Genomic DNA, 23,257 nt, shown 5'->3' with positions numbered 1-23,257 from the left:
TGGCAGTCAGCCGCGATCGACCTCCACGGAAACCGCTTCGCCCTCGTTCACGGAGTTCGGCGGCGGCGGGGTGCCCTGCGGATACTGTCTGGCCACGTTCAGATCAAGCAGACGGACCATGCGATCGCGCCGGTCCCGGCAGATGTACTCCTCCTCCCAGGGCAGGTCGCGATACAGGGCCCGGTCCTTGAGACCCGGACAGGGATACTTGATGATCTCGAAATAGGGCGAGTAGTCGAAATCCCGCGGCGTATACAGGCGCGCATTGCGCTTGTACAGCCGCAACTCACCGTCCTCGCGCCGCTGCATCACGGGCAGCACGGGAAAATGCACGTCATTGAAGGCCGCCGCCAGCATGGAGGAGCAGACCGTACGGGTGGGGATGCCGGCGTTGTGCTCGAACAGCGACGAGCGCCACTGCCGCGGCAGCACGCCGTAGGGGAACAGGAAGCGCGCCAGGTCCAGCAGTTGGCGGATGTCGTACTCGCAGCCCAGGTGGCTGACCGCAAAGCGGATCACCCTTTGGGCATCACTCCGGGACAACCCCGTGGGCCGGCAGATGCGCAGATGATCGCGGCGATACTTGTGCAGCGGATGGACAACGGTGCCTTCGCCCAGCAGGGCCTCGATCACCAGCGGGTCGTTGGGATCGCCGTCGTAGAGATAGGAGACGTGCTCGCGCACACTGGGATCGTCGATATCGGCCAGCCGGCCGATGTAGAGCGCGGAATGGGTCCAGGGACTCTGGGTGAGATTCTTGATGACATTGCTGACCCGGGCGCGGCCCTCGACCAGCAGCACATCGGCGGGGCGGATCTCGTAGCTGAGGCGTTCGAAATCACACAGCGGGGTCTGCTCGGCGGACGATTCGTGCGTCAGCCAGCGGGTGATGCGTGCGGCGATCCAGGCCTTCAGTCCTCGCGCCATTGCGCTGCTCCCGGCCGTGCCTTGTGCCTGTGGTTCTGACCCCTCTAACCGCTGAAGGTTGCCTTACCTTAAATATAGCGGCCCGGGCGGAACAAAACTGAACACGCCGAAATCCACTGCATATTATATTGTTATGTCCGTCACACTATGCAGGTTGGGCTGAGCAACGCGAAACCCAACCTGCATAATCAGGGCGTTACAGCAAGCCGAGAAAACGCTCGATGACGCTCATGGGCGTATAGGCATGCGGCGACACCCGGATGCCGCCGGCGCGCTGGGCGCACTGCACCCCGGCCGCGCGCAGGCGCTGGAACAGGTCGTCCACCGGCTCCTGCAGGGGCCGGAAGGTGACAATGCCGGCCAGGCGGTCCGGCTGGGTGCGGGTGATCAGGGCATAGCGATCGGGCTGCGCCTGCAGCGCCGAGACGATTTGCTGCGAGCGCTGCAGCACCGCCGTGCCGACCCGATCCATGCCGATTTCCTCCAGCAGCGACAGGCTGGCCTCCAGCGCATAGATACCCAGCATGTTGGGACTGCCGCATTCGAACCGGCGGGCATCGGAGGCCACCTGCCAGTCGGGATTGTCGAAGTTGCCGGGCTCGGCCAGCATGTGCCAGCCGTACTCCAGCGGCTGCAATGTCTGCAGCAGTTCGCGACGGCAGTAGAACAGCGCCAGCCCCTCCGGCGCCAGCATCCACTTGTGCCCGTCGGCGACCACGAAATCCGCCCGCGCCGCACGCACATCGAAGGGCAGGGCGCCGATCTGCTGAATGGCATCGACGCAGAACAGCACCTCGGCCTCCTCGCAGTGCCGGCCGATGCGACGCAGATCCAGCCGCAGCCCGGTGCCGTACTGCACCGCGCTGATGGCCACCAGGCGGGTGCGCTCATCGACCCCTTCGATCACCGCCTGTTCCGGGTCTTCGCCCGAGACATCGGCATAGCGGACCTCGACGCCGCGCGGCCTGAGCGACTCCCAGACCACCCGGTTGGAGGGGAACTCCTGGTTACTGATGACCACATTGTCGCCGGCCTGCCAGTCCAGCCCGGCGGCGATGAAGGACAGGCCCTCGGAGGTGTTCTTCAGCAGCGCGATCTCGTCGACGCCGCGCGCACCGATCAGGCGCTGCAGCCGCTCGCGCAGTCGCTGTTCGGTCTGCTGCCATTGCGGGTAATGGCGCGAGCCTTCGTGGAAGTTTTCATCGGCAAAGGCGCGGACGGCCGCCGCCGTGCGCCGCGGCCAGGGCGAGACTGCGGCATGGTTGAGATAGATCAGGTCCGACGCCAGTTCGAATTCGTCTTCCAGTGCTTCGATCCGCATGCTGTTTTCCGCAGGTCCCACAGAGGTGATCAGCTTGCCATGGCGCTCATCGACAGGCAAACGAGTCCTTCAGGTTCGTCATCCGGCGGGGAAGGGTACAGGGTGTGATATAGTCTGCTTCACGGTTCGTGATGCACAATCGTCCCCGCCGGAAGCTGTAATGCAAACACCGACATTGAGGGGGAAGACGGGCCATTCCATCACCTTTGCCACTGGCACAACGCAATGAAGCTTCTTGTCGTCGAAGACAATCCGGATCTGGTGGCGAACCTGACCGAATTCCTGGAAGGGGGCGGGCACACGGTGGACATCGCCTATAACGGTTATACCGCGCTGGGCTTCGCGCTGGACAATGACTACGATGCCATTGTGCTCGATCTCATGCTGCCGGGCATCGACGGACTGGAGGTATGCAACAATCTGCGCACCGCCAACCGCCGGACCCCCATCATCATGCTTACCGCCCGTGACAGTCTGGAGGACAAGCTGGACGGCTTTGCCAGCGGCGCGGACGATTATCTGATCAAACCGTTCTCGATGCTGGAGCTTCAGGCGCGGCTGCAGGCCCTGCAGCGACGCAACCCCCACGGCGAACCCCGCGGCGAGCGCCTCGAAGTGGCAGATCTTATCCTCGATACCGCAAGCTGGCAGGCGACCCGGGCCGGCCGGCCGCTTGACCTGCCGCCCATTGCACTCAAGCTGCTGCATCTGTTGATGGAACGCTCGCCGAACGTGGTCAGCCGCCGGGAGCTGGAGCGCAGCATCTGGGGGGATTCGCCCCCGGACAGCGACGCGCTGCGCAGCCACCTGCACCAGCTGCGCTCGATCATCGACCGGCCGTTTCCACAACCGCTGCTGCACACCGTGCGCGGCTTCGGCTACCGGCTCGCGGCCGAGTAGGGCCTGTTAACACTAATCCCATCGTCTCTGTTGTGCCTGAAAAAGCGCCAATCAAGGCGCGAGGAGCGCAGTTTGGTGATTCCAAATAAGCGAGGAGCAACGACGAGTGGCGCTTTTTCAGGCGCAACCCGCAGGGCTGGGGCTGATTTTCCGCCCAGCGGCGTTATCATTCGCTCATGTAGAATCACTACACTTCGCTCATTCTGCCTTGCTGGACGGAAAATCAGCCCCAGCAGAGGCGATGGGATTAGTGTTAACAGGCCCTAGGATGATCTACAGGCTCGGACTGCGGCTGCGCGTGATGGTCGGCTTCGCCCTGATCGGCGGCAGCGTCAGCCTGGCACTCGGCAGCTGGGTCTACATCACGGTCCGGGACCTGGACCGGCGTCTGATCGACGAGGCGCTGACCGCCGAGATCGACGACTATCGGGCCCGACTCGAGCGCAATCCCGATTCACTGCCGCCCATGACCGCCACGGTCCGCGGCTACCTGGTCCGCGGGGACCGGCCCGACAACCGGCCGCCGGAACTGCGTGGACTGCCCTCGGGACGCTCGGAGGTGAGCGTGGACGGGATTCCCTACTATGCCGCGGTGGTGCGGGATGGCGATATGCAGCTCATCATGCTGCACAACCGCACCCAGGTCGAACGGCGGGAAGGCCTGCTGCTGCTGGTGCTGAGCAGCGGTATTCTCGGCACCACTCTGCTCGCCGCCGGCGGCGGCTGGTGGCTCGCCGGCCGTGTGATCGCCCCGGTGCGGGAACTGGCCACACGGGTGCGCGAACGTTCACCGGACGATCTGCATTCCCCCTTCGCCGAGGGCCTGGCACACGACGAGGTCGCCGAGCTTGCGCATGCCTTCGAGCGCTACCTGGAGCGGATGCGCGCCTTTGTCGAGCGCGAACGGGCCTTTTCCGCCGATGCCAGCCATGAGCTGCGCACGCCGCTGGCCGTGATCCAGGGTGCAGTGGAAGTATTGCAGGGCCGCCCCGACCAGGACGAACGCACCCGTAAGCAGCTGGAGCGGATCGCGCGCACGGTGCATGGCATGAGCGATCTGACCACCACGCTGCTGATGCTGGCGCGGGAACAACGCACGGACGATGCCAGCCATTCCGAATGCCAGGTCGGCGAGGTGGCACAGGAAGTCGTCAGGCAGCATGGCTATCTGCTCACATCCAAGCCGGTATCGCTGTCGGTGGACATCCGCGAGCCGCTCACCCTCGATGTCGAACGCCCGTTGCTTGCGATTGCAATCGGCAATCTGGTCCGCAATGCCTTCACCTATACCGAGAACGGTAGTGTCAGCATCACACTCGAGGGCGGCGTGCTCAGTGTGGCCGATACCGGCCCCGGCGTCCCGTCGCAGGACCTGGACTGTCTGTTCGAACACAGCGGGCGTTCGCGCCGCGCCACCCGCGGCGCCGGCATCGGCCTGCCGCTGGTCAAGCACATTGCCGACCGTCAGGGCTGGGCCATCTCGGTGCGCAACCGCCCCGAAGGCGGGGCCCTGTTCAGCCTGAACCTCAACCCGCCCCACGCAGGCGCGGGCACGTCGGGCCCCGCTTCCGCCTGACGATCCCGGCAGGGCAGGGGACAGCTGCACCCCGGTCCCGTCGCGTCTTCACGTTCTCTTCACCTTTGCTTTACGTTCCCTTGATCCCCGCCTTGCTATCGTGGCGTCCATGCTGAATCGGCCCGTGCCGGACCGTTTCGCCACCGGTCTTCGTAGCTTTCCACGAACCCGACATCGAGAGGCAGCCTGCCATGCCTGGAGTACTGCTTGCCCTGGCCATCTGTGGCGCCCTGTGCGGAGCCGCTGTCTCGCGCAGCATGCGGATGCAACACAGGGAAGAGGACGACACCGCGAGAAGACCGGAACCGCGCTGGGGCGCCGATGGCGGCGCACTGCCGCACGCCGGCGCCTCCGCGACTGACGACGGGGCCACTCCGGTGGCTGACGGCGGCAGCTTTCCCCGGCATGTGATCACCGGCGCCGGCTGCAGAACCGCAACTTCAGACAGGAGCCTTCATGAGCAGTATCCCCGCCCGGACAGAGGCACTACAGCCGCAATCCACCGCTGACAGCGCCAGGGCCTGCCCGCTGTGGCTGATCCGAATTCTTCCCTTTCTGCGCTGGTGGCACCGGGTCAATCCCCAGACCCTGCGTGCCGATTTCATCGCCGGACTGACCGGCGCGATCGTGGTGCTGCCGCAGGGCGTGGCGTTTGCCTCCATTGCCGGCATGCCTCCGGAATACGGTCTCTATGCCGGCATCGTGCCGGCCATCGTGGCAGCCCTGTGGGGCTCGTCATGGCACCTGGTCTCGGGACCGACCACCGCCGCCTCCATCGTGGTGTTCTCCAGCCTGAGCGTGTTCGCCGAACCGGCGACCGCCGAATATGTCAGTCTTGCGCTTACACTTACATTGATGGTGGGTGCATTGCAGATCACCATGGGCGTGGCGCGGCTGGGCACGCTGATCAATTACATCTCCCACTCGGTCGTGGTCGGTTTCACCGCAGGCGCGGCGCTGCTGATTGCGTCCAAGCAGATCAAGCATTTCTTCGGCCTGGAGATGCCGCGGGGGCTGCACCTGCATGAGACACTGCACCACCTGGTGCTGCATCTGCAGGACATCGACCCCTATGTGGCGGGTGTCGGCGTGATCACACTGCTGAGCGGTCTGGTGGTAAAGCAACGCTGGCCGCGGATCCCCTACATGATCGCCGCCATGGTAATCGGCAGCCTCGCCGGTGTGGCCTTCTCGCGCTGGGGCGGGGCGGTTCTGGGCCAGATCCCGACCGTCGGGGCGCTGCCCGCCGGCCTGCCGCCACTGTCGGCACCCAGATTCGATCTCGCCACACTCAAGGATCTCGCCCCCGCGGCATTGGCCGTGACCCTGTTCGCCCTGACCGAGGCGGTGTCCATTGCCCGATCGCTGGCCGCCCGCGCTCATCAGCGCCTGGACGGGAATCAGGAGTTCATCGGCCAGGGACTGTCGAACATCGCCGGCAGTTTCTTCTCCGGCTACGTGGCGACCGGTTCCTTCAATCGCAGCGGACTGAACTTCCAGGCCGGGGCCAGAACTCCGCTCGCCGCAGTCTTCGCCGGTGGTTTGCTGGCAGGCGTTATCGTACTGGTGGCTCCACTGGCCGCCTACCTGCCCAACGCGGCCATGGCCGCCATTCTGTTCCTGGTGGCCTGGGGACTGATCGATTTCCATCATATCCGTCAGATCATCCGGACCAGCCGTCAGGAAACGGCGGTGCTGGCCGTCACCTTCTTCTCGACCCTGCTGCTGGAACTGGAGTTCGCCATTCTCGCCGGTGTGCTGCTGTCGCTGGCGCTGTACATCAACCGCACCTCACGCCCGCGACTGGTTCCGCGGGTGCCGAACCCGGACACGCCCAGGCGGGATTTCGTCAGCGATGACTCATTGCCGGAATGCCCGCAGCTCAAACTTGCCCGCCTGGACGGTTCCCTGTTCTTCGGGGCCGTGAATCATGTCGCCGATTCGCTGGCGCGCTTCACCGACGAGTCGCCCAGGCAGCGGCATGTCGCCATCTCGGCCACCGGCATCAACTTCATCGACATGGCCGGTGCGGAACTGCTGGCGCAGGAGGCCAGGCAACGGCGCGAGGCCGGGGGTGGTCTGTACCTGATTCGTCTGAAACCGGAGGTGCGTTCAGTGCTGGAACGTGGCGGCTATCTCGATGAGATCGGGAAAGAAAACATCTTTCCCGGCAAGACCGTGGCCATCAACACGGTGGTCGACCGACTCGACCCCGATGTCTGCCGTAACTGCAGTAGGCGGATCTTCCGTGAATGTTCGGCGCAACCCGGTGCCGATGCCCACAATCAGGAATGAATATCAGATGAACCAGAAAACCGTAATTGCATCCGTGGATCTCGACCGCAAGGCTGAAACGACCCTGCGTCGAGCCGCCAATCTGGCCCGGCTCTGCCAGGCGACCCTGCTGGTCGTTCATGTCGTGGATGAATTCTGCGTCGAATCCGGCTATTCCCCTTTTGTCAGCCCGAGCGAGGTCCGCCGGGAGACGGCACGCACAACAGACGCCTGGCTGCGCGGACTGCTGCAGCATATCGGGGTGGAGCAGGCCGAAGTCAGCGTCGTCACAGGGGATCTGCAGACTCAGATCATTCTCCTGGCGCAGGAACGACATGCTGCCTATGTGGTGACAGGACAGTCCCGCTGGGGCTTGCTGGGCAAACTTTCCGGACTCGAACAGCGCCTGCACTCCATGAGCCCGCACTGCCAGTTGTTCGGTGCAGGAACAACACCGACGAATAGCAGCATACCAGGCCTCGACATGCCACTGCGGGGCGGTGCCTGATGCGGTCCGGTACTTCATGCACTGAGCAGACTCCATGAAGCCGGGCGCCTTCGCGATCGCCGGCGCGACAATCAGCATAACCCCGACATCGGCCCTTGCCGTAACCGGGACGAGAGTTCATGACCTCACCACCCATCCCATCGGGTATATCGCCATCGCGATCTTTGTTCTGGCCTATCTACTGGTGATGTCGGAAGAGTTCACCGGGTTGCGCAAATCAAAGCCGGTAATCCTGGCCGCCGGTGTAATCTGGGCAATGATCGCCTGGATTCATGCCGCGGATGGCCTGTCTCATCAGGTCGAACAGGCAATTCGTCACAACCTGCTCGAGTATGCCGAACTTATGCTGTTTCTGCTGGTAGCGATGACCTATGTCAACGCCATGGAGGAACGGCAGGTGTTCGATGCATTGCGTTCCTGGCTGCAGGGCCGCGGCCTGGGACTGCGCAGGCTGTTCTGGCTCACCGGCTGGCTGGCCTTCCTGATATCACCACTGGCGGACAACCTGACCACCGCGCTGCTGATGTGCGCCGTGGTGATGGCGGTCGGCGGCGACAATCCGCGCTTCATCTCCCTTTCCTGCATCAACATCGTGGTGGCGGCCAATGCCGGCGGCGCCTTCAGCCCTTTTGGTGATATCACCACATTGATGGTCTGGCAGAAGGGAATGCTCGAATTCAATACCTTTTTCGCGCTGTTCGTGCCGGCACTGGTCAATTTCCTGGTTCCGGCCATCCTGATGCACTTTGCCGTCCCAGACGATCAGCCACGCGTCGTCAATGACAAGGTCAGCATGAAACGCGGTGGCAGACGCATCATTGCGCTGTTCCTGCTGACCATCGTGACAGCCGTAAGCTTTCATAATCTTCTCGATATTCCTCCTGTAATCGGAATGCTGACCGGTCTGGCCTATCTGCAGTTCATGGGATTCTATCTCCAGAAGACAGCGCATCGGGATCACCCGGGGGGGATCGACGACGAGACCCATGAAGGCCAGATGGGAGAGGTCGTGGCATTCGATGTATTCGAGAAGATCGCGCGTGCCGAGTGGGATACGCTGTTGTTCTTCTATGGCGTAGTGCTGTGTGTGGGCGGACTCGGGTTTCTCGGCTATCTCGCCCTCGCTTCGGAGGTCATGTACCTCCAATGGGGCGCAACGCCGGCCAATATTGCCGTGGGCCTGCTGTCGGCAGTCGTGGACAACATTCCGGTCATGCTGGCCGTACTGACCATGCAACCGGACATGCCGACCGGACAGTGGCTGCTGGTTACACTGACGGCCGGTGTAGGCGGCAGCCTGCTGTCGGTGGGTTCCGCCGCCGGTGTGGCACTGATGGGACAGGCTCGGGGTTATTACACCTTCTTCAGCCACCTCAGATGGACGCCGGCCATCGCGCTCGGATATGCCACCAGCGTCGGCGTCCACAGCTGGATCAATGCTGGATATTACTGAACCCGGCCAGCCTGCCCATGCCAAATACTTCGCATAATGTATAACATTAGCTGATTCTGATGTTCCATCAGTAAACCCCTTTTGGGCAATATGCCCACATTTGTGATGAAAAAAAACACTGCGAGTCCCATCGACGGCATAACTTCGATCTAACACGCCGAAAAGGCTACGCATTTCCGGCTGCGTGGAACCAATAGTCCGGATATGAGATTTTCCGCCCAGGTCTCCGGTCTCGCTCCTGTCCAGTCGCTCGGGAAAGCGGGCGTCCTGCCCTGGCTCCGGCATCCTGCCTTCGCAAAACCAAAAGCCCGAAGAGACGCGCAGCGCCCCCACGGTCCCGGCCTGACGGCCGGGATACCGTTGTGGGGGCGACGTAAGAGCAGGGCGGGTCAGGCCGGGCATGACGGCAGCTCCTTCGGCACGGTGCACTGGATCAGGGTGTTGATCGGCACCGTCACGCAGCTGAACTCCAGCGACAGGGTCTGGTGAAAGGTGTGTTCCAGGGTGGCCTGCCACTGCCCATCGAAAAGCACATACACCACGACGCCAGAGGTGCCGACCGGCCAGGCTTCAAGGTCATACTGCAAGCCGGTGTTATCACCCGGATCGATGCCCAGGCCCCGCGTGGGCCAGGGCTGGACCACCTCGAACGGCTGGTCCACCAGGTCCATCAACCGGCCCGGGTGCGCCGTCAGGGTCGCCAGTGCCTCGGAGGCCGTGGCCTTACCGAACCAGCTACCGCCGGGATGGGTCGGGACCACCGGCGGCAGGGCAACCCCTGCGGTCCGGAGAACCTGAAGGTGGGTGTAGAAGGTCGAGCGGGAGACCCGGCGGCGGGCTTCCTCGATGCCGAGGGTCTGGATCAGGGTCCAGGTCAGAAAGGCTTGCTGCCCCCGTTTCGGGTTCTCGGCATGGGCCTGACAGGCGGCCAGAACGCCCGCGTGCAGGTGGGTGGGGTGGACGGTCTCAAGCATGATCCACCCCCGGATTTTCCACCCCGGTGGACAAAGTGGCCGTGTTACAGGTACGGCCACGAGGCCAGTCAATCAGCAAAGGGTTAGCGCCCTGAGTCGCACGGATGAGACAAAGTGCCCGTGTTACAGGTACCGGGCACCCTCGGCGAGCCGGTCGAGGGTTGGCTTGACGGTCTCGGCGGACTTGCCCTTGCGCCGGTACTCGGCGAGCAGCTGGTAGAGGAACGGCAGCGCCATCAGATTGCCGGGGCCGAAGCCGTGCCGCGCGTAGCCCGGCGGGAACAGGAAGCCGTTGTGCATCTCCCAGCCGTCCCAGCCGGGCCAAGGGAAGTAGCCCGCGTGAATGGCCATCAACCGGACGGCGGTCGGGTTGGCCTTGCGATCGCTGCGCCAGCGCCGGTAAGTCGCGGGAGACACCAGGCAGGCCGCGGCGGCTTGCTCGTGGCTGAACCCGCACAGGATTTGCAGCGCCCCGAGGGTGGTCAGATCGCCCGCGTACCCATCGGCCAGGTACTCCGTTACGGCATCCATTTTTCCCGTCCTTGGGCGGCATCACCCCCTCCTGGATACTTCGCATAATGTATAACATTAGCTGATTCTGATGTTCCATCAGTAAACCCCTTTTGGGCAATATGCCCACATTTGTGATGAAAAAAAACACTGCGAGTCCCATCGACGGCATAACTTCGATCTAACACGCCGAAAAGGCTACGCATTTCCGGCTGCGTGGAACCAATAGTCCGGATATGAGATTTTCCGCCCAGGTCTCCGGTCTCGCTCCTGTCCAGTCGCTCGGGAAAGCGGGCGTCCTGCCCTGGCTCCGGCATCCTGCCTTCGCAAAACCAAAAGCCCGAAGAGACGCGCAGCGCCCCCACGGTCCCGGCCTGACGGCCGGGATACCGTTGTGGGGGCGACGTAAGAGCAGGGCGGGTCAGGCCGGGCATGACGGCAGCTCCTTCGGCACGGTGCACTGGATCAGGGTGTTGATCGGCACCGTCACGCAGCTGAACTCCAGCGACAGGGTCTGGTGAAAGGTGTGTTCCAGGGTGGCCTGCCACTGCCCATCGAAAAGCACATACACCACGACGCCAGAGGTGCCGACCGGCCAGGCTTCAAGGTCATACTGCAAGCCGGTGTTATCACCCGGATCGATGCCCAGGCCCCGCGTGGGCCAGGGCTGGACCACCTCGAACGGCTGGTCCACCAGGTCCATCAACCGGCCCGGGTGCGCCGTCAGGGTCGCCAGTGCCTCGGAGGCCGTGGCCTTACCGAACCAGCTACCGCCGGGATGGGTCGGGACCACCGGCGGCAGGGCAACCCCTGCGGTCCGGAGAACCTGAAGGTGGGTGTAGAAGGTCGAGCGGGAGACCCGGCGGCGGGCTTCCTCGATGCCGAGGGTCTGGATCAGGGTCCAGGTCAGAAAGGCTTGCTGCCCCCGTTTCGGGTTCTCGGCATGGGCCTGACAGGCGGCCAGAACGCCCGCGTGCAGGTGGGTGGGGTGGACGGTCTCAAGCATGATCCACCCCCGGATTTTCCACCCCGGTGGACAAAGTGGCCGTGTTACAGGTACGGCCACGAGGCCAGTCAATCAGCAAAGGGTTAGCGCCCTGAGTCGCACGGATGAGACAAAGTGCCCGTGTTACAGGTACCGGGCACCCTCGGCGAGCCGGTCGAGGGTTGGCTTGACGGTCTCGGCGGACTTGCCCTTGCGCCGGTACTCGGCGAGCAGCTGGTAGAGGAACGGCAGCGCCATCAGATTGCCGGGGCCGAAGCCGTGCCGCGCGTAGCCCGGCGGGAACAGGAAGCCGTTGTGCATCTCCCAGCCGTCCCAGCCGGGCCAAGGGAAGTAGCCCGCGTGAATGGCCATCAACCGGACGGCGGTCGGGTTGGCCTTGCGATCGCTGCGCCAGCGCCGGTAAGTCGCGGGAGACACCAGGCAGGCCGCGGCGGCTTGCTCGTGGCTGAACCCGCACAGGATTTGCAGCGCCCCGAGGGTGGTCAGATCGCCCGCGTACCCATCGGCCAGGTACTCCGTTACGGCATCCATTTTTCCCGTCCTTGGGCGGCATCACCCCCTCCTGGATACTTCGCATAATGTATATTATGTTAAATAATAATACCGGTCACTCAATCCGGGCGCGCGCCCTCGTCTCGGAGCTATCCCCAGAAACATTGGAGATGAATTGTTCATTCGTTTTCCGTGGGCCTGGAAACCCCGGTGAACTTGAAAATGAGCTTGCTCAGGTAGCGTTCGGTCGGCCGGAACACATACGCTGCGGCGGCGGGCATTATCGCGAAGAAGAACCGCTCTTCAGTATCCTGCGCGACGAACAGCACCAGCAGCACGACAATGACGAGCGTAATCAGTGCATATATCACCCAGGCCATCCTGAGATGGGATTGATATCTGTCGTTTTGCATGTTTTTCACCTGGTTCCCTTCAACTCATCCAGCACCTGATTGTATACCGCCAGATCCGAGGGCTGAAACAGCACACATCGAATCTGCTTCAGCTGTGTCAGTGTTTGTGCTTCATCTGCCATGACGCCCAGTGCAATCCTGGTCGCCGCTTCCAGCGGGTAACCGAACACACCGGTGGAGATGGCCGGAAAGGCAATCGATTCGATCCCGTTCTGCTCCGCCAGCTGCAGTGCCCGGCGATAGCAGCCGGCAAGCAGTTCATCGGCGGGCTCATCCACACCGTAGACCGGTCCCAGGCAGTGGATCACATACTTGTTCGGGAGGTTGTGCGCACTGGTGATCACGGCCTGACCGGGTTTGATGGGCGCCAGCGGCCGGCACTCCTCGTCCAGACCCGGACCGGCGGCGCGGTGGATGGCGCCGGCCACGCCGCCGCCGGGGCGCAGCTGGGCGTTGGCGGCATTGACGACGGCGTCCATGTCGGCCTGGCTGGCGATGTCGCCCAGGGTGCACTCGATAGTGACGTTGTTGATGGTGCGGTGGGTCATGGTTTCCTCCTTATGTCCCCCCTCCTTGATCCTCCCTCATCAAGGGAGGCTAGCGCTTCTGGCGGGCCTGCATCAGGGCGGCGTATTCCTCGGGAGCGATGAGCTGGCGGATATCGACGAAGCTGCCGCTGTCGAATGTCTTCAGTCTGCCCACGACCTCCAGCACCCGTTCCGCCGCCGCGCGCGGGCCGGGCATGGTATCGGTGCCGCGGGCGGCGCGGATCCGGCCCAGGGCCGGGTATTCCTCTGGGTCGGGTTCAACGCAGAGATAGTCCATCATGGCGGTGTCGATCAGGCCGGGGGCGATGGCCGCGAGATGGGTCTCCGGAAACTCATGGGAATACAGCCGCAGCAGCATGTTGAGTGCGGCCTTGGAGATGGCGTAGCCGTTCCAGCCCTTGTTGCCCAGCACGGCCGCACCCGAGGATATGCCCACGATCTGGTCGACTGCAATACCGGAATCCAGCAGCCAGTCCAGGATGATCTTGTTGGCCCAGACGTTGATGTCCATGTTGCGGCCCAGTTCAGCCAGGGAGGTGTCGTGCATGGGTTTGATCCCGCCCAGGATACCGGCGTTCAGGATGACCAGGTCCAGGCGCTCAACGCCGGCCAGCAGCTGTTCCAGGGCCGCCGGCACCGTCGCGAATTCACCCAGATCGCACTGGACGTCATGTACCCCCTCCAGGTCACAGCCGCGGCGGCTGCAGCCGTAGACCTCCCAGCCCCGGGCCAGGGCCGCTTCGCTGAAACCACGGCCGAGGCCGCTGCTGTTGCCGGTGATGAACAACCTCATACAGACTCCTGTTGTGCATGGTGCATACGATGATTCTGTCCTTATGACATTGGCACTCGCAAGCACTATTTGTTGCCATAATAAGAACAATATTTTGATAAACAGGTGATTAATTCATATTTTCACAATAGTTATACTCTCTGTCAGATGAACCGGGAGAAGCGACATGCTCCGTAACACCTCAACAGGCTATGGCTGGATCAGCATCCTGCTGCACTGGCTGGTGGCGCTCGTCATAATCGGACTGTTCGCGCTGGGATTGTGGATGACGGATCTGACCTATTACGATCCCTGGTACCGCGAGGCGCCGGCCATTCACAAATCCGTCGGGATACTGCTGTTCCTGGCAATCCTGCTGCGCCTGGCCTGGCGCTGGTGCAACCCGCGGCCTGTCCCGTTGTCCAACCACAAGCCCTGGGAGCGGCGGCTGGCACACTGGACCCATGTGCTGCTCTATGCCCTGCCCCTGCTGGTGATGGTCAGCGGTTATCTGATCTCCACCGCCGAGGGCCGGCCGGTGGAGGTGTTCGACTGGTTCAGCGTTCCAGCCACATTCAGCGGTTACGAACAGCAGGAGGACATCGCCGGCGAGATCCACGAGATCCTGGCCTTCATCCTGATCGGCCTGGCCTCTGTGCATGCCCTGGCCGCGCTCAAGCACCATTTCATCGACCGAGACCGGACCCTGCGGCGCATGCTGCGAAGCCGGAATGACATGAGCTGAAAGGCTGAAAACCTGCAATTCATCATCCCGGCGCAGGCCGGGATGACGATGATCACACCCTTCTCACCAACACAAGGAGATGCACCATGAAAACCCGGACCCTGACAGCCGCCCTCCTCGCCAGTGTTCTCAGCCTGCCCGGCCTGGCCGCAGCGGCGGACTATGTCATCGACACCAAGGATTCGCATGCCTTCATCCAGTTCCGCATCCCGCACCTGGGTTACAGCATGCTGCTCGGCCGCTTCAACGAGTTCGAGGGCCGCTTCAGCTATGACGAGGACAAGCCCGAGGCCTCCAGTGTCGAGGTGGTGATCCAGACCGCCAGCATCGACTCCAACCATGCCGAGCGCGACAAGCACCTGCGCGGCGAGGACTTCCTGGAGGTCGGGAAATACCCCGAGGCCCGCTTCGTCAGCACCGGCTTCACCGAGCATGGCGACGGTACCGCCACGCTGGAGGGCGAACTGACCCTGCACGGCGTCACCCGGCCCATCACCATCGAGGTCGAGCACATGGGGCACGGCCCGGATCCCTGGGGCGGCTACCGCCGCGGCTTCACCGGCACCACCACCCTGAAACTGGCCGAATTCGACATCGACTACGACCTGGGTCCGGCCTCGCGCGAGGTGGAACTGTTCCTGTCGGTGGAGGGGATTCGCCAGGACTGATTTACCCGTCCCCTTATCCTGGCCCTTTTATGCCCCCTGGGTACTCCCCCACGGGGAAGAGAGGACTCGGCATCGGGCCGGCAGAACTGCCGGCCCGATTTTTTTGTCTGTGGGATCAGGCATAATGGCCGCATGACAGGCACCAAGACCACGGTCGGCTGGCGCGAGTGGGTGGCCCTGCCCGAGTTGGGCGTTCCCTATCTCAAGGCCAAGATCGACACCGGCGCACGCACCTCGGCCCTGCATACCTTCCTGATCGAGCCCTTCGACGAGGACGGTGTGCGCAAGGTCCGCATCGGCCTGCATCCGCATCAGGGCCGCAGCGATATCGAGCATTTCACCGTGGCCGAGGTCATCGACGAACGCTGGGTGAGTGACTCCGGCGGGCACCGGGAAAAACGCTATGTGATCCGCACCGAGCTGCGGCTGGGCGCGACGACCTGGCCGATTGAGGTGACCCTGACCAACCGTGATAACATGCGTTTTCGCATGCTGCTGGGACGAACCGCCATGGCCGGAAGGCTTGTGGTGGATCCACAGTCTTCCTACCTGGCGGGTGAAAAACCCCCCGCCGGCAAACACCGACACGCACAGGATTCCGGATGAACATCGCCATACTCTCCCGCCGCGCCTCGCTCTACTCCACCCGGCGTCTGGTCGAGGCCGCCAAGGAGCGCGGCCACGAAGTGCGGGTGATCGATACCCTGCGCTGCTACATGAACATCGCCTCGCACAAGCCGGAGGTGCATTACAAGGGCGAGAATCTGAGCGGCTTCGACGCCGTCATTCCGCGCATCGGTGCCTCGATTACCTTCTACGGCACCGCCGTGCTGCGTCAGTTCGAGATGATGGGCACCTTCCCGGTCAACGAGTCCGTCGCCATCACCCGCGCCCGTGACAAGCTGCGCTCGCTGCAGCTGCTCTCGCGCCGCGGCATCGGTCTGCCGATCACCGGCTTCGCCCATTCGCCCGATGACGTCGAAGACCTGATCAAGATGGTCGGCGGCGCCCCGCTGGTAATCAAACTGCTGGAAGGCACCCAGGGCATCGGCGTGGTGCTGGCCGAGACCCGTCAGGCCGCGGAGAGCGTGATCGAGGCCTTCATGGGGCTGCGCACCAACATCATGGTGCAGGAATACATCGGCGAAGCCAGAGGCTCCGACATCCGCTGCTTCGTCATCGGCGACAAGGTGGTCGCGGCCATGAAGCGTCAGGCCAAGGAGGGCGAATTCCGCTCCAACCTGCATCGGGGCGGCTCCGCCACCCTGATCAAGATCACCCCCGAGGAGCGTTCCACCGCGGTGCGCGCGGCCAGGATCATGGGGCTGAACGTGGCCGGTGTGGACATCCTGCGTTCCAATCACGGCCCGGTGGTCATGGAGGTCAACTCCTCGCCCGGCCTGGAGGGCATCGAAAGCGCCACCGGCAAGGACATCGCCGGGATGATCATCCAGTTCATCGAGAAGAACGCCAAGTTCGGCAAGACGGGCACCAAGGGCAAGGGCTGAGGACAGGGCCTGGCATGCAAGCCGATCCACTCCACATCAACGGCCGGAGCATTGCGCCCGGCACCCGCACCACGCTGGAGCTGCCCATCACCCGGCTCTACACGCACACGCCCATCACCATGCCGGTGCAGATCGTGCGCGGCAACAAGGCCGGGCCGCACCTGTTCGTCAGTGCCGCCATCCACGGCGACGAACTCAACGGTGTGGAGATCATCCGCCGGGTACTGCGCTCGGCGGCGCTGAAGCGCCTGCGCGGCACCCTGATCGCCGTGCCCATCGTCAATGTGCAGGGTTTTCTGCAGCACTCGCGCGAACTGCCCGATCAACGCGATCTCAACCGGGTCTTCCCCGGCTCCGAAAAGGGCTCGCTGGCGGCACGCCTGGCACACACCTTCATGGAGGAGATCGTCGGCAATTCCACCCACGGCATCGACCTGCACACGGGTGCGCGCCACCGCTTCAACCTGCCGCACATCCGCGCCAACATGCACCTGCCTGATACCGAGGCCATGGCCAAGGCCTTCGGCACGCCGGTGGTGCTCAACGCCGACATCCGCGACGGTTCGCTGCGTCAGGCCGCCACCGAGGCCGAGATCCCCACCCTGCTCTACGAGGCCGGCGAGGCACTGCGCTTCGACGAGGTGTCCATTCGCGCCGGTGTGCGCGGTGTGATCAATGTCATGCATTACCTGGGCATGCTGCCGCCGTCGAGTCGGAAAAAGAAACGTCCCCGGGCCGAACCGGTGATCGCCGAGTCCAGCGCCTGGGTGCGCGCCCCCGGCAGCGGCATCCTGCGCCCGCTGATCGGCCTGGGTGCGCGGGTGCGCAAGGGCGACGTGCTCGGCATCGTCTCGGACCCCTTCGGCAGCCAGGAACGCGAAATCAAGTCCACCTACGCCGGGATCGTGATCGGCCGGACCCATCTGCCCATGGCCTATGAGGGCGAAGCGCTGTTTCACATTGCCCGCTTCGAGACGGTCGAGGACGTCGCCGCCCAGGTCGAAGCCTTCCAGGCCACTTACCAGATGGAAGAGTCTCATCCCGGCACGGCGACGTTCAATGACGAACCCGAGCCTTCATCCAACGAGTGACCTGTCGCCATGGCCGTGCGCAAGGTGAAACCGATCCGAAGCTTCAATTTCAAACCCGGCCGCGTACTTGCCGGGAAATATGAAGTGGTCAGTTCGCTCGGCTCCGGCTGGGAAGGCGAGGTGTATCTGGTGGTGGAGAAGGACACCGGCATCGAACGCGCGGCCAAGTTCTTCTACCCGCAGCGCAACCCGAATAACCGCAGCCTGCTCTTCTATGCCAAGAAACTGCACAAGCTGCGCAACTGTCCGATCCTGATCCAGTACCATACCCAGGACAGCGTCACCCTTCAGCGTCAGCCGGTCAAGTTCATCGTCTCGGATTATGTCGAGGGCGAGCTGTTGTCCAATTTCATAGAGGAACAGCCAGGCCAGCGACTGGATTATTTCCAGGGCCTGCATCTTCTCTATACCCTGGCCCAGGGCATCGAGAGCATTCATCACATGGGCGAGTATCACGGCGACCTGCATACCGATAACATCATCGTGCAGCGCGCGGGACTCGCATTCGAAGTCAAGCTGGTGGACATGTACCACTGGGGACCGCCGACGGCACAGAACATCCGCCAGGACGTATTCGATCTTGTCCGTATTCTCTATGATGTCCTCGGCGGTCAGCGCCACTACGCCCGCCAGCCGCAGCCGGTGAAATCGGTCATCAACGGCCTGAAACGCACTTTGATATTGAAAAAATTCAAAACTGCGGGACAATTGAGAGAATATCTTGAAAATCTGTCCTGGTAACGACAACCAATAACATGAAAAAAAGGATTGAGCTGGATCAGCCGCTGTTGATTGAACAGCAGAACGAGGAACGTTTCTTTCACATCACTGCGAACTCGCTGGAAGTCATCGCCTACAGCGCGGTATCACCGGAGAAGGAGACGCCGAACGAAGACTGTCTGGCAATCATCCCGCTGGATGGCAGAGAGTGTATCCTCGCTATTGCCGACGGCGCCGGCGGCACCCGCCAGGGCGGTGACGCCTCCCGGCTCGCGGTCGCCGCTCTCGAGCAGGTGCTGCGCGAGAAATCACCGGAACAGGACGTCCGCGCCTGCGTGCTCAATGCCTACGAGCTGGCCAATACCCGCATCATGGAACTCGGTGTCGGCGCCAGCACCACCCTGACCGTGATCGAATATGCCGACGGCCGCATCCGTCCCTATCATGCCGGCGATACCATGATCATGCATGTCGGCCTGCGCGGCCGCATCAAGTACCAGACCGTCCCCCACTCCCCCACCGGCTACGCCGTCGAGGCCGGGCTGCTGGAAGAGGATGCGGCACTGCATCACGAAGATCGTCACCTGGTGACCAATATCCTCGGCCACGAGGATCTGCGGGTGGAAATCGGCTCCTTTGTCGACATGGCCCGTCACGATACCATCGTCATCGGCAGCGACGGGCTCTATGACAACCTGTACAAGGAGGAGATCATCGAGCGCATCCGCAAGGGCCCGTTGAACCACGCCGCGCGCCGGCTGGCCGCCGACGTGCGCGAACGCATGCTCACCGAGAGGCGCCGCCAGCCCAGCAAGGCGGATGACCTGAGTTTCATGCTGATCCGGCGGAAACCAGCAACACCTCAACGCAGAGGCGCAAAGGCGCAGAGTACGCAAGGCAAAGATCATGGTTAAACAGCGTCATTCCCGCGTAGGCGGGAATCCATAACCCGCTGTGGCGTCTGGATCCCCGCCTACGCGGGGATGACGCTACTCTTAGTGTTACAGGCAATATTTCGCAGCTTTGTTTCCGTCACGTCCCTTGTGATGCACATAAATAAAAAAGCCGCCCGGAGGCGGCTTTCGTCTTTCAGGCCGGACAGCCCTCAGCCATTCAGGCTCTGATAGTAGTCCATCAGGATCTTGGCCACCTCGGGGCGGGAGAACTCCTTCGGCGGCGCCTCGCCCTTACCCAGCATCTCGCGCACCTTGGTGCCGGACAGCAGGACGAAGTCTTCCTTGGAATGGTCCGGCGCCTCGCACATCATGACGACCTTGTTGAGCTTCTTCGAATAGGCAGTGTGATCGGCCTTGAAGATCTCGATCTCCAGCGCGCCCGCAGGGACCTCCTCGTCGAAGATGGTCTGGGCGTCGAAGGGACCATAGTAGTCGCCCACGCCGGCGTGGTCGCGGCCGATGATGAAATGGGTCGCGCCCATGTTCTGGCGGAAATAGGCGTGCAGCACCGCCTCGCGCGGGCCGGCGTAGAGCATGTCGAAGCCGTAGCCGGTGATCATGGCGCTGTTGGGCGGGAAGTACAGTTCCACCATCTTGCGGATGGCGGCGTCGCGCACCGGGGCCGGGATGTCACCGGGCTTGAGCTTGCCCAGCAGCATGTGGATGACCAGACCGTCGCAGCCCAGGCGGTCCATGGCCATGCGACACAGTTCCTCGTGTGCGCGGTGCATGGGGTTGCGGGTCTGGAAGGCAACGACCTTTTTCCAGCCGCGTTCCTGGATCTCGTTGCGGATCTCGACCGCGGTACGGAAGGTATCGGGGAAGTCCGTCTGGAAATAGCTGAAATTGAGCACCTGGATGGGACCGGAAATGGCATAGCGGCCCTGGGAATTGAAGGCGGCCACACCGGGGTGTTCCGTATCGGTGGTGCGGTAGACCTTCTCGGTCATCAGCTTCATCTGCTCGTCGCTGACCTCTTCGATCGCTTCGATGTCCTGCACGGCGATCACGGGCTGGCCCTCGACATTGGGATCGCGCAGGGCGATGCGCTTGGCATCCTTGATGGCAGAGATGTCCTCGACCAGGTTGAGGATAGGCACCGGGAAGAACTGGCCCGAGGTGGTCTGCATCGACTCCGCGCAGCTGACTGCGTCAGCGACGTTCATGTAACCCGTCAGCGGGGTGAAGTAGCCGCCGCCCATCATGACCGCGTTGCCGGCAGCCGCCGAGCTGATCACGATGGAGGGCAGGCTTTCGGCCTCGTGCATCAGGGCGTCATGCTTGTCCGAATCGTAGACGAACAGCGGCTTGAGGGTGTCGGATCCTATCGGCTTGATCATTGTCTTCTCTCCTGGTGCTTGCTGCTCCCGAATGCACGGGCAATCAATTTGAAATCAGAGGCTTATAAATTCCCTGCGGGGTTTTTATGAATTCCGCCAATCATAACATGGATGGTTGCGGCTGCAGGCGGGAGCACAGGAAATCCCCCGCTTTTGTGCCATCAAATTTTTTCTGTCTGTATAAATGCTTTGTATGCGCCGTGACGCCGGCCGGACCGGCATCACAGGTGGCTGAACGGAGGGTTATTTTTCCGCTGACAGGAAGGCGATCCAGCCGGGGTCGGCCTCGCCCTGGGTGGCGGGCTGGAAGTTGCCGTCGCCCTCGTTGGTCTCCTCATCCGTGCCTTCCCAGTACACGGTCACACGTTTGAAGCCGGCCTCCTTCAGCAGTTCCTGCAACTCGGGCAGGGTCCACAGACGCCAGTGGTAGGTGAAGGCCTTGTCCATCCGGGAACCATCGGGAAAGCTGAAATGGATATGGCAGGTCATCGCCCCGGTGATGGGGTCGTAGAAATCCTGATCCCAGATATAGGTGAAATCGTCGTGCTCGGTCTCTTCCTCCAGTTCCTGGAAGGCCTCGTAGCCGCCGAAGGCATCCATGATCAGCACACCGTCGTCGGTCAGGGCCTCGCGCACCCGCTCGAAATAGCCGCGCAGGGCCTCCCGGGTCTTGAAGCCCTGGTAGCTGAAGTTCATGGCGATGATCAGGTCCGGGGCCTGCTCGGTTCTGACTTCCAGCACGTCGGCCTCGGCCAGCTGCACCCGTTCCCGCTGTTCGGGTTCGAGCTGCGACAGGTTATGCTCGCGCGCCCAGTCCAGCACCTCGGTGTCCAGGTCCACCCCGACGGCCCGGTTGTGCGGATCGCGTCTGACCCACTCGCAGCACATCTGTGCCGTGCCGCAGAAATCCTCGCGCAGCAGATGGGGCTGGCGTCCGCGCAGACGCTCGAAGGTACCGTTGATGAATTCGAACTCGAACTCGGTGTCCTGTACTGAGTCCTGATACAGGATGTGACGATCGGCCTGGCTGGCCAGCGCGGGCTTGTTCGTCCCGGCGCCCCTGCCCTTCTTGTGTTTCCTGCTCGATTTGGATGCTTTCATGGGCGTGCTTTATGCCACAGTGCCGTGAGGAGGTAAAGTTTTATCCTGTCATGCAGGATTCAGGGAAGTGAATCCTGCGGCGGCTGATGCGACAATACCCCATCAATGCACGCGGGTGCTGAACGATGGCGGAAATCCATACCCTGTTGAACCTCCTGCTGGCACTTGCCCTGGGCCTGCTGATCGGCGCCGAGCGCGGCTGGGAGCGGCGCACCGCCGAGGAAGGCACGCGTCTGGCCGGCATCCGCACCTTCGGTCTGATCGGGTTGCTGGGGGCGCTGTGGGCGTTGCTGGCGAATGAACTGGGTGAAGTGCTGCTCGGCTTTGCCTTCGTGGCCTTCACCGGCCTGCTCATCATCAGCCACAGCCGTCAGGTCAGGGCCGACAGAGACTACGGGATTACCACCCTGGTCGCCGCCCTGCTCACCTTCGTCATCGGCGCCCTGGCCATGCGCGGGCAGCAGGCGGCCGCGGCCAGCGCAGCCGTGGTAACGGCCTTTCTGCTCAGTCTCAAACCCCTGCTGCATGCCTGGATCCGCAGGATCGAGGAACCCGAACTGCTGGCCACCCTCAAGCTGCTGCTGATCTCAGTGGTCCTGCTGCCGGTTCTGCCCAACCGAGGTTACGGACCCTGGTCCGCGCTCAACCCGTATGAGCTGTGGTGGCTGGTGGTGCTTATCGCCGGCATCTCCTTTTTCGGCTATATCGCCATGCGCATATTCGGCGCCGGCAAGGGGACACTGCTGACAGGATTTCTGGGCGGCATAACCTCCTCCACTGCAACAACGCTGCATTTCTCCCGTCTGCAGGGGAAGGGCCTGCCGCCGCCCATGCTGGCGGCCGGTATCCTGATTGCTTCGGCGACCATGTTTCCACGTATGCTGCTGGAGATCGTCATTCTCAATCGATCCCTGGCCGCCCCCATGCTGGTGCCGCTGCTGGTCATGCTGGCCGTGGCGCTGGTGGGCGTGTTCTGGCTGTGGCGGCTGGCGGCGAGGAAGCGGGACAAACCGATCGAGACCCCGCTGAGCAATCCCTTCCAACTGCTTCCGGCATTGAAATTCGCCCTGCTGCTGGCACTGGTCATGCTGGCCACCGAGGCTCTGCATGCCTGGCTGGGTCAGCGCGGGTTGTACATCGCCGCCGGTATCAGCGGAGTGGCCGACGTGGATGCCATTACCCTGACCATTGCCCGCATGCCCGGCATCGAGGCCAATTCACAGGCGGCGGTTGGCGCCATGACGCTGGCTGCGGTCGTCAACACCCTGTTCAAGGGCGTCCTGGCCGCGGTGATCGGCGGTGCCGTACTGGCGAAGTATGTGCTGCCGCCGATGCTGGCGGTCGGGCTGGCGGGGGGGATGACTATCCTGCTGCTGTGATACCAGCGAGTAGGATGGGTGGAGCGCAGCGCAAACCCATCGTTCCCCACCTGCAGATGGGTTGCGGCGCAAGCG

24 protein-coding genes are annotated in these 23,257 nt (G+C 62.9%); 13 read left to right on the top strand and 11 right to left on the bottom strand.

The window, feature by feature from the left end; genetic code table 11:
- Positions 1-6 precede the first annotated feature (6 nt).
- Together COW1_RS04005 and COW1_RS04000 are read right to left on the bottom strand one after the other, a co-directional pair.
- The gene (locus COW1_RS04005; protein ID WP_201345502.1) at positions 7-927 is read right to left on the bottom strand and encodes a YiiX/YebB-like N1pC/P60 family cysteine hydrolase; all 921 of its coding nucleotides are present in this window, start codon (positions 925-927) and stop codon (positions 7-9) included.
- Positions 928-1,123: 196 nt separating this feature from the next.
- Entirely contained in the window at positions 1,124-2,248 is a 1,125-nt protein-coding gene (locus COW1_RS04000; RefSeq protein ID WP_201345501.1) for an aminotransferase class V-fold PLP-dependent enzyme, read from the bottom strand.
- 225 nt (positions 2,249-2,473) lie between these two features.
- On the opposite strand from COW1_RS04000, the gene COW1_RS03995 reads away from it, so the two are divergent.
- From COW1_RS03995 to nhaD, 5 genes are all read left to right on the top strand, one after another.
- Entirely contained in the window at positions 2,474-3,148 is a 675-nt protein-coding gene (locus COW1_RS03995; protein WP_201345500.1) for a response regulator transcription factor, read from the top strand.
- A gap of 268 nt (positions 3,149-3,416) precedes the next feature.
- Positions 3,417-4,724, top strand: a complete 1,308-nt coding sequence (locus COW1_RS03990) for a HAMP domain-containing sensor histidine kinase (protein ID WP_201345499.1) — start codon at positions 3,417-3,419, stop codon at positions 4,722-4,724.
- 456 nt (positions 4,725-5,180) lie between these two features.
- Positions 5,181-7,019, top strand: a complete 1,839-nt coding sequence (locus tag COW1_RS03985) for a SulP family inorganic anion transporter (RefSeq protein ID WP_201345498.1) — start codon at positions 5,181-5,183, stop codon at positions 7,017-7,019.
- A 7-nt stretch (positions 7,020-7,026) separates the two neighbouring features.
- On the top strand, positions 7,027-7,506 hold the full coding sequence (locus COW1_RS03980) for a universal stress protein (RefSeq protein ID WP_201345497.1): 480 nt from the start codon (positions 7,027-7,029) through the stop codon (positions 7,504-7,506).
- A gap of 34 nt (positions 7,507-7,540) precedes the next feature.
- Positions 7,541-8,959, top strand: coding sequence for a sodium:proton antiporter NhaD (gene nhaD / locus COW1_RS03975; protein ID WP_201345496.1), 1,419 nt, complete (start codon positions 7,541-7,543; stop codon positions 8,957-8,959).
- 389 nt (positions 8,960-9,348) lie between these two features.
- Here the strand turns inward: nhaD and COW1_RS03970 are convergent, their stop codons facing one another.
- From COW1_RS03970 to COW1_RS03940, 7 genes are all read right to left on the bottom strand, one after another.
- Complete coding sequence (locus COW1_RS03970; protein ID WP_201345495.1) at positions 9,349-9,933, bottom strand: hypothetical protein; 585 nt, start codon at positions 9,931-9,933, stop codon at positions 9,349-9,351.
- 123 nt (positions 9,934-10,056) lie between these two features.
- The gene (locus COW1_RS03965; RefSeq protein ID WP_201345494.1) at positions 10,057-10,464 is read right to left on the bottom strand and encodes a hypothetical protein; all 408 of its coding nucleotides are present in this window, start codon (positions 10,462-10,464) and stop codon (positions 10,057-10,059) included.
- A 400-nt stretch (positions 10,465-10,864) separates the two neighbouring features.
- Positions 10,865-11,449, bottom strand: a complete 585-nt coding sequence (locus COW1_RS03960) for a hypothetical protein (protein WP_201345495.1) — start codon at positions 11,447-11,449, stop codon at positions 10,865-10,867.
- A gap of 123 nt (positions 11,450-11,572) precedes the next feature.
- Positions 11,573-11,980: a hypothetical protein gene (locus COW1_RS03955; RefSeq protein WP_201345494.1), complete on the bottom strand. Its 408-nt coding sequence runs from the start codon at positions 11,978-11,980 to the stop codon at positions 11,573-11,575.
- 140 nt (positions 11,981-12,120) lie between these two features.
- On the bottom strand, positions 12,121-12,354 hold the full coding sequence (locus COW1_RS03950) for a hypothetical protein (RefSeq protein ID WP_157745559.1): 234 nt from the start codon (positions 12,352-12,354) through the stop codon (positions 12,121-12,123).
- 5 nt (positions 12,355-12,359) lie between these two features.
- The gene (locus tag COW1_RS03945) at positions 12,360-12,902 is read right to left on the bottom strand and encodes a macro domain-containing protein (RefSeq protein ID WP_201345493.1); all 543 of its coding nucleotides are present in this window, start codon (positions 12,900-12,902) and stop codon (positions 12,360-12,362) included.
- A gap of 49 nt (positions 12,903-12,951) precedes the next feature.
- Positions 12,952-13,695 carry an SDR family NAD(P)-dependent oxidoreductase gene (locus COW1_RS03940; protein ID WP_201345492.1) on the bottom strand — a complete coding sequence of 248 codons (744 nt, stop codon included), beginning with the start codon at positions 13,693-13,695 and terminating at the stop codon, positions 12,952-12,954.
- 166 nt (positions 13,696-13,861) lie between these two features.
- Here COW1_RS03940 and COW1_RS03935 point away from each other — a divergent pair, with 166 nt between their 5' ends.
- The 7 genes from COW1_RS03935 to COW1_RS03905 all read left to right on the top strand — a co-directional run bounded on the left by COW1_RS03935 (position 13,862) and on the right by COW1_RS03905 (position 19,320).
- The gene (locus tag COW1_RS03935; RefSeq protein ID WP_201345491.1) at positions 13,862-14,419 is read left to right on the top strand and encodes a cytochrome b; all 558 of its coding nucleotides are present in this window, start codon (positions 13,862-13,864) and stop codon (positions 14,417-14,419) included.
- Between the two features lie 86 nt (positions 14,420-14,505).
- Positions 14,506-15,087, top strand: coding sequence for a YceI family protein (locus COW1_RS03930; RefSeq protein WP_201345490.1), 582 nt, complete (start codon positions 14,506-14,508; stop codon positions 15,085-15,087).
- A gap of 132 nt (positions 15,088-15,219) precedes the next feature.
- Entirely contained in the window at positions 15,220-15,693 is a 474-nt protein-coding gene (locus COW1_RS03925; RefSeq protein ID WP_201345489.1) for an ATP-dependent zinc protease, read from the top strand.
- Positions 15,690-16,595, top strand: a complete 906-nt coding sequence (rimK, locus tag COW1_RS03920; protein ID WP_096366372.1) for a 30S ribosomal protein S6--L-glutamate ligase — start codon at positions 15,690-15,692, stop codon at positions 16,593-16,595. The genes COW1_RS03925 and rimK overlap by 4 nt, the downstream gene beginning before the upstream one ends.
- Positions 16,596-16,609: 14 nt before the next feature.
- Entirely contained in the window at positions 16,610-17,686 is a 1,077-nt protein-coding gene (locus tag COW1_RS03915) for a succinylglutamate desuccinylase/aspartoacylase family protein (protein WP_096366373.1), read from the top strand.
- Positions 17,687-17,695: 9 nt separating this feature from the next.
- Positions 17,696-18,427 (top strand): protein kinase, encoded by a 732-nt coding sequence (locus tag COW1_RS03910; protein WP_096366374.1) that lies wholly within the window; start codon positions 17,696-17,698, stop codon positions 18,425-18,427.
- A 14-nt stretch (positions 18,428-18,441) separates the two neighbouring features.
- Positions 18,442-19,320, top strand: a complete 879-nt coding sequence (locus COW1_RS03905) for a PP2C family serine/threonine-protein phosphatase (RefSeq protein ID WP_201345488.1) — start codon at positions 18,442-18,444, stop codon at positions 19,318-19,320.
- A gap of 191 nt (positions 19,321-19,511) precedes the next feature.
- Here the strand turns inward: COW1_RS03905 and sat are convergent, their stop codons facing one another.
- Together sat and COW1_RS03895 are read right to left on the bottom strand one after the other, a co-directional pair.
- A complete protein-coding gene (gene sat / locus COW1_RS03900) occupies positions 19,512-20,702 on the bottom strand; it encodes a sulfate adenylyltransferase (protein WP_201345487.1) in 1,191 nt (396 codons plus the stop codon).
- A 243-nt stretch (positions 20,703-20,945) separates the two neighbouring features.
- Entirely contained in the window at positions 20,946-21,803 is an 858-nt protein-coding gene (locus COW1_RS03895; protein ID WP_201345486.1) for a trans-aconitate 2-methyltransferase, read from the bottom strand.
- Between the two features lie 125 nt (positions 21,804-21,928).
- Here COW1_RS03895 and COW1_RS03890 point away from each other — a divergent pair, with 125 nt between their 5' ends.
- A complete protein-coding gene (locus COW1_RS03890; RefSeq protein WP_201345485.1) occupies positions 21,929-23,182 on the top strand; it encodes an MgtC/SapB family protein in 1,254 nt (417 codons plus the stop codon).
- The last annotated feature ends 75 nt before the right edge of the window (positions 23,183-23,257 follow it).

The organism is Thiohalobacter sp. COW1, assembly GCF_016629505.1.
In the GTDB taxonomy this organism is placed as follows: Bacteria; Pseudomonadota; Gammaproteobacteria; order Thiohalobacterales; family Thiohalobacteraceae; genus Thiohalobacter; species Thiohalobacter thiocyanaticus_A.
This window is presented reverse-complemented; position numbering and strand designations above follow the sequence as displayed.

Bases quoted from the DNA above. Each gene is read 5' to 3' on its own strand.
- nhaD (WP_201345496.1), top strand. From the start codon at position 7,541: ATGAAGCCGGGCGCCTTCGCGATCGCCGGCGCGACAATCAGCATAACC.
- COW1_RS03980 (WP_201345497.1), top strand. From the start codon at position 7,027: ATGAACCAGAAAACCGTAATTGCATCCGTGGATCTCGACCGCAAGGCT.
- COW1_RS03995 (WP_201345500.1), top strand. From the start codon at position 2,474: ATGAAGCTTCTTGTCGTCGAAGACAATCCGGATCTGGTGGCGAACCTG.
- COW1_RS03940 (WP_201345492.1), bottom strand. From the start codon at position 13,695: ATGAGGTTGTTCATCACCGGCAACAGCAGCGGCCTCGGCCGTGGTTTC.
- COW1_RS03945 (WP_201345493.1), bottom strand. From the start codon at position 12,902: ATGACCCACCGCACCATCAACAACGTCACTATCGAGTGCACCCTGGGC.
- COW1_RS04000 (WP_201345501.1), bottom strand. From the start codon at position 2,248: ATGCGGATCGAAGCACTGGAAGACGAATTCGAACTGGCGTCGGACCTG.
- COW1_RS03910 (WP_096366374.1), top strand. From the start codon at position 17,696: ATGGCCGTGCGCAAGGTGAAACCGATCCGAAGCTTCAATTTCAAACCC.
- rimK (WP_096366372.1), top strand. From the start codon at position 15,690: ATGAACATCGCCATACTCTCCCGCCGCGCCTCGCTCTACTCCACCCGG.
- COW1_RS03915 (WP_096366373.1), top strand. From the start codon at position 16,610: ATGCAAGCCGATCCACTCCACATCAACGGCCGGAGCATTGCGCCCGGC.
- COW1_RS03930 (WP_201345490.1), top strand. From the start codon at position 14,506: ATGAAAACCCGGACCCTGACAGCCGCCCTCCTCGCCAGTGTTCTCAGC.
- sat (WP_201345487.1), bottom strand. From the start codon at position 20,702: ATGATCAAGCCGATAGGATCCGACACCCTCAAGCCGCTGTTCGTCTAC.
- COW1_RS03895 (WP_201345486.1), bottom strand. From the start codon at position 21,803: ATGAAAGCATCCAAATCGAGCAGGAAACACAAGAAGGGCAGGGGCGCC.
- COW1_RS03925 (WP_201345489.1), top strand. From the start codon at position 15,220: ATGACAGGCACCAAGACCACGGTCGGCTGGCGCGAGTGGGTGGCCCTG.
- COW1_RS03905 (WP_201345488.1), top strand. From the start codon at position 18,442: ATGAAAAAAAGGATTGAGCTGGATCAGCCGCTGTTGATTGAACAGCAG.
- COW1_RS03970 (WP_201345495.1), bottom strand. From the start codon at position 9,933: ATGCTTGAGACCGTCCACCCCACCCACCTGCACGCGGGCGTTCTGGCC.
- COW1_RS03985 (WP_201345498.1), top strand. From the start codon at position 5,181: ATGAGCAGTATCCCCGCCCGGACAGAGGCACTACAGCCGCAATCCACC.
- COW1_RS04005 (WP_201345502.1), bottom strand. From the start codon at position 927: ATGGCGCGAGGACTGAAGGCCTGGATCGCCGCACGCATCACCCGCTGG.
- COW1_RS03960 (WP_201345495.1), bottom strand. From the start codon at position 11,449: ATGCTTGAGACCGTCCACCCCACCCACCTGCACGCGGGCGTTCTGGCC.
- COW1_RS03950 (WP_157745559.1), bottom strand. From the start codon at position 12,354: ATGCAAAACGACAGATATCAATCCCATCTCAGGATGGCCTGGGTGATA.
- COW1_RS03890 (WP_201345485.1), top strand. From the start codon at position 21,929: ATGGCGGAAATCCATACCCTGTTGAACCTCCTGCTGGCACTTGCCCTG.
- COW1_RS03935 (WP_201345491.1), top strand. From the start codon at position 13,862: ATGCTCCGTAACACCTCAACAGGCTATGGCTGGATCAGCATCCTGCTG.
- COW1_RS03965 (WP_201345494.1), bottom strand. From the start codon at position 10,464: ATGGATGCCGTAACGGAGTACCTGGCCGATGGGTACGCGGGCGATCTG.
- COW1_RS03955 (WP_201345494.1), bottom strand. From the start codon at position 11,980: ATGGATGCCGTAACGGAGTACCTGGCCGATGGGTACGCGGGCGATCTG.
- COW1_RS03990 (WP_201345499.1), top strand. From the start codon at position 3,417: ATGATCTACAGGCTCGGACTGCGGCTGCGCGTGATGGTCGGCTTCGCC.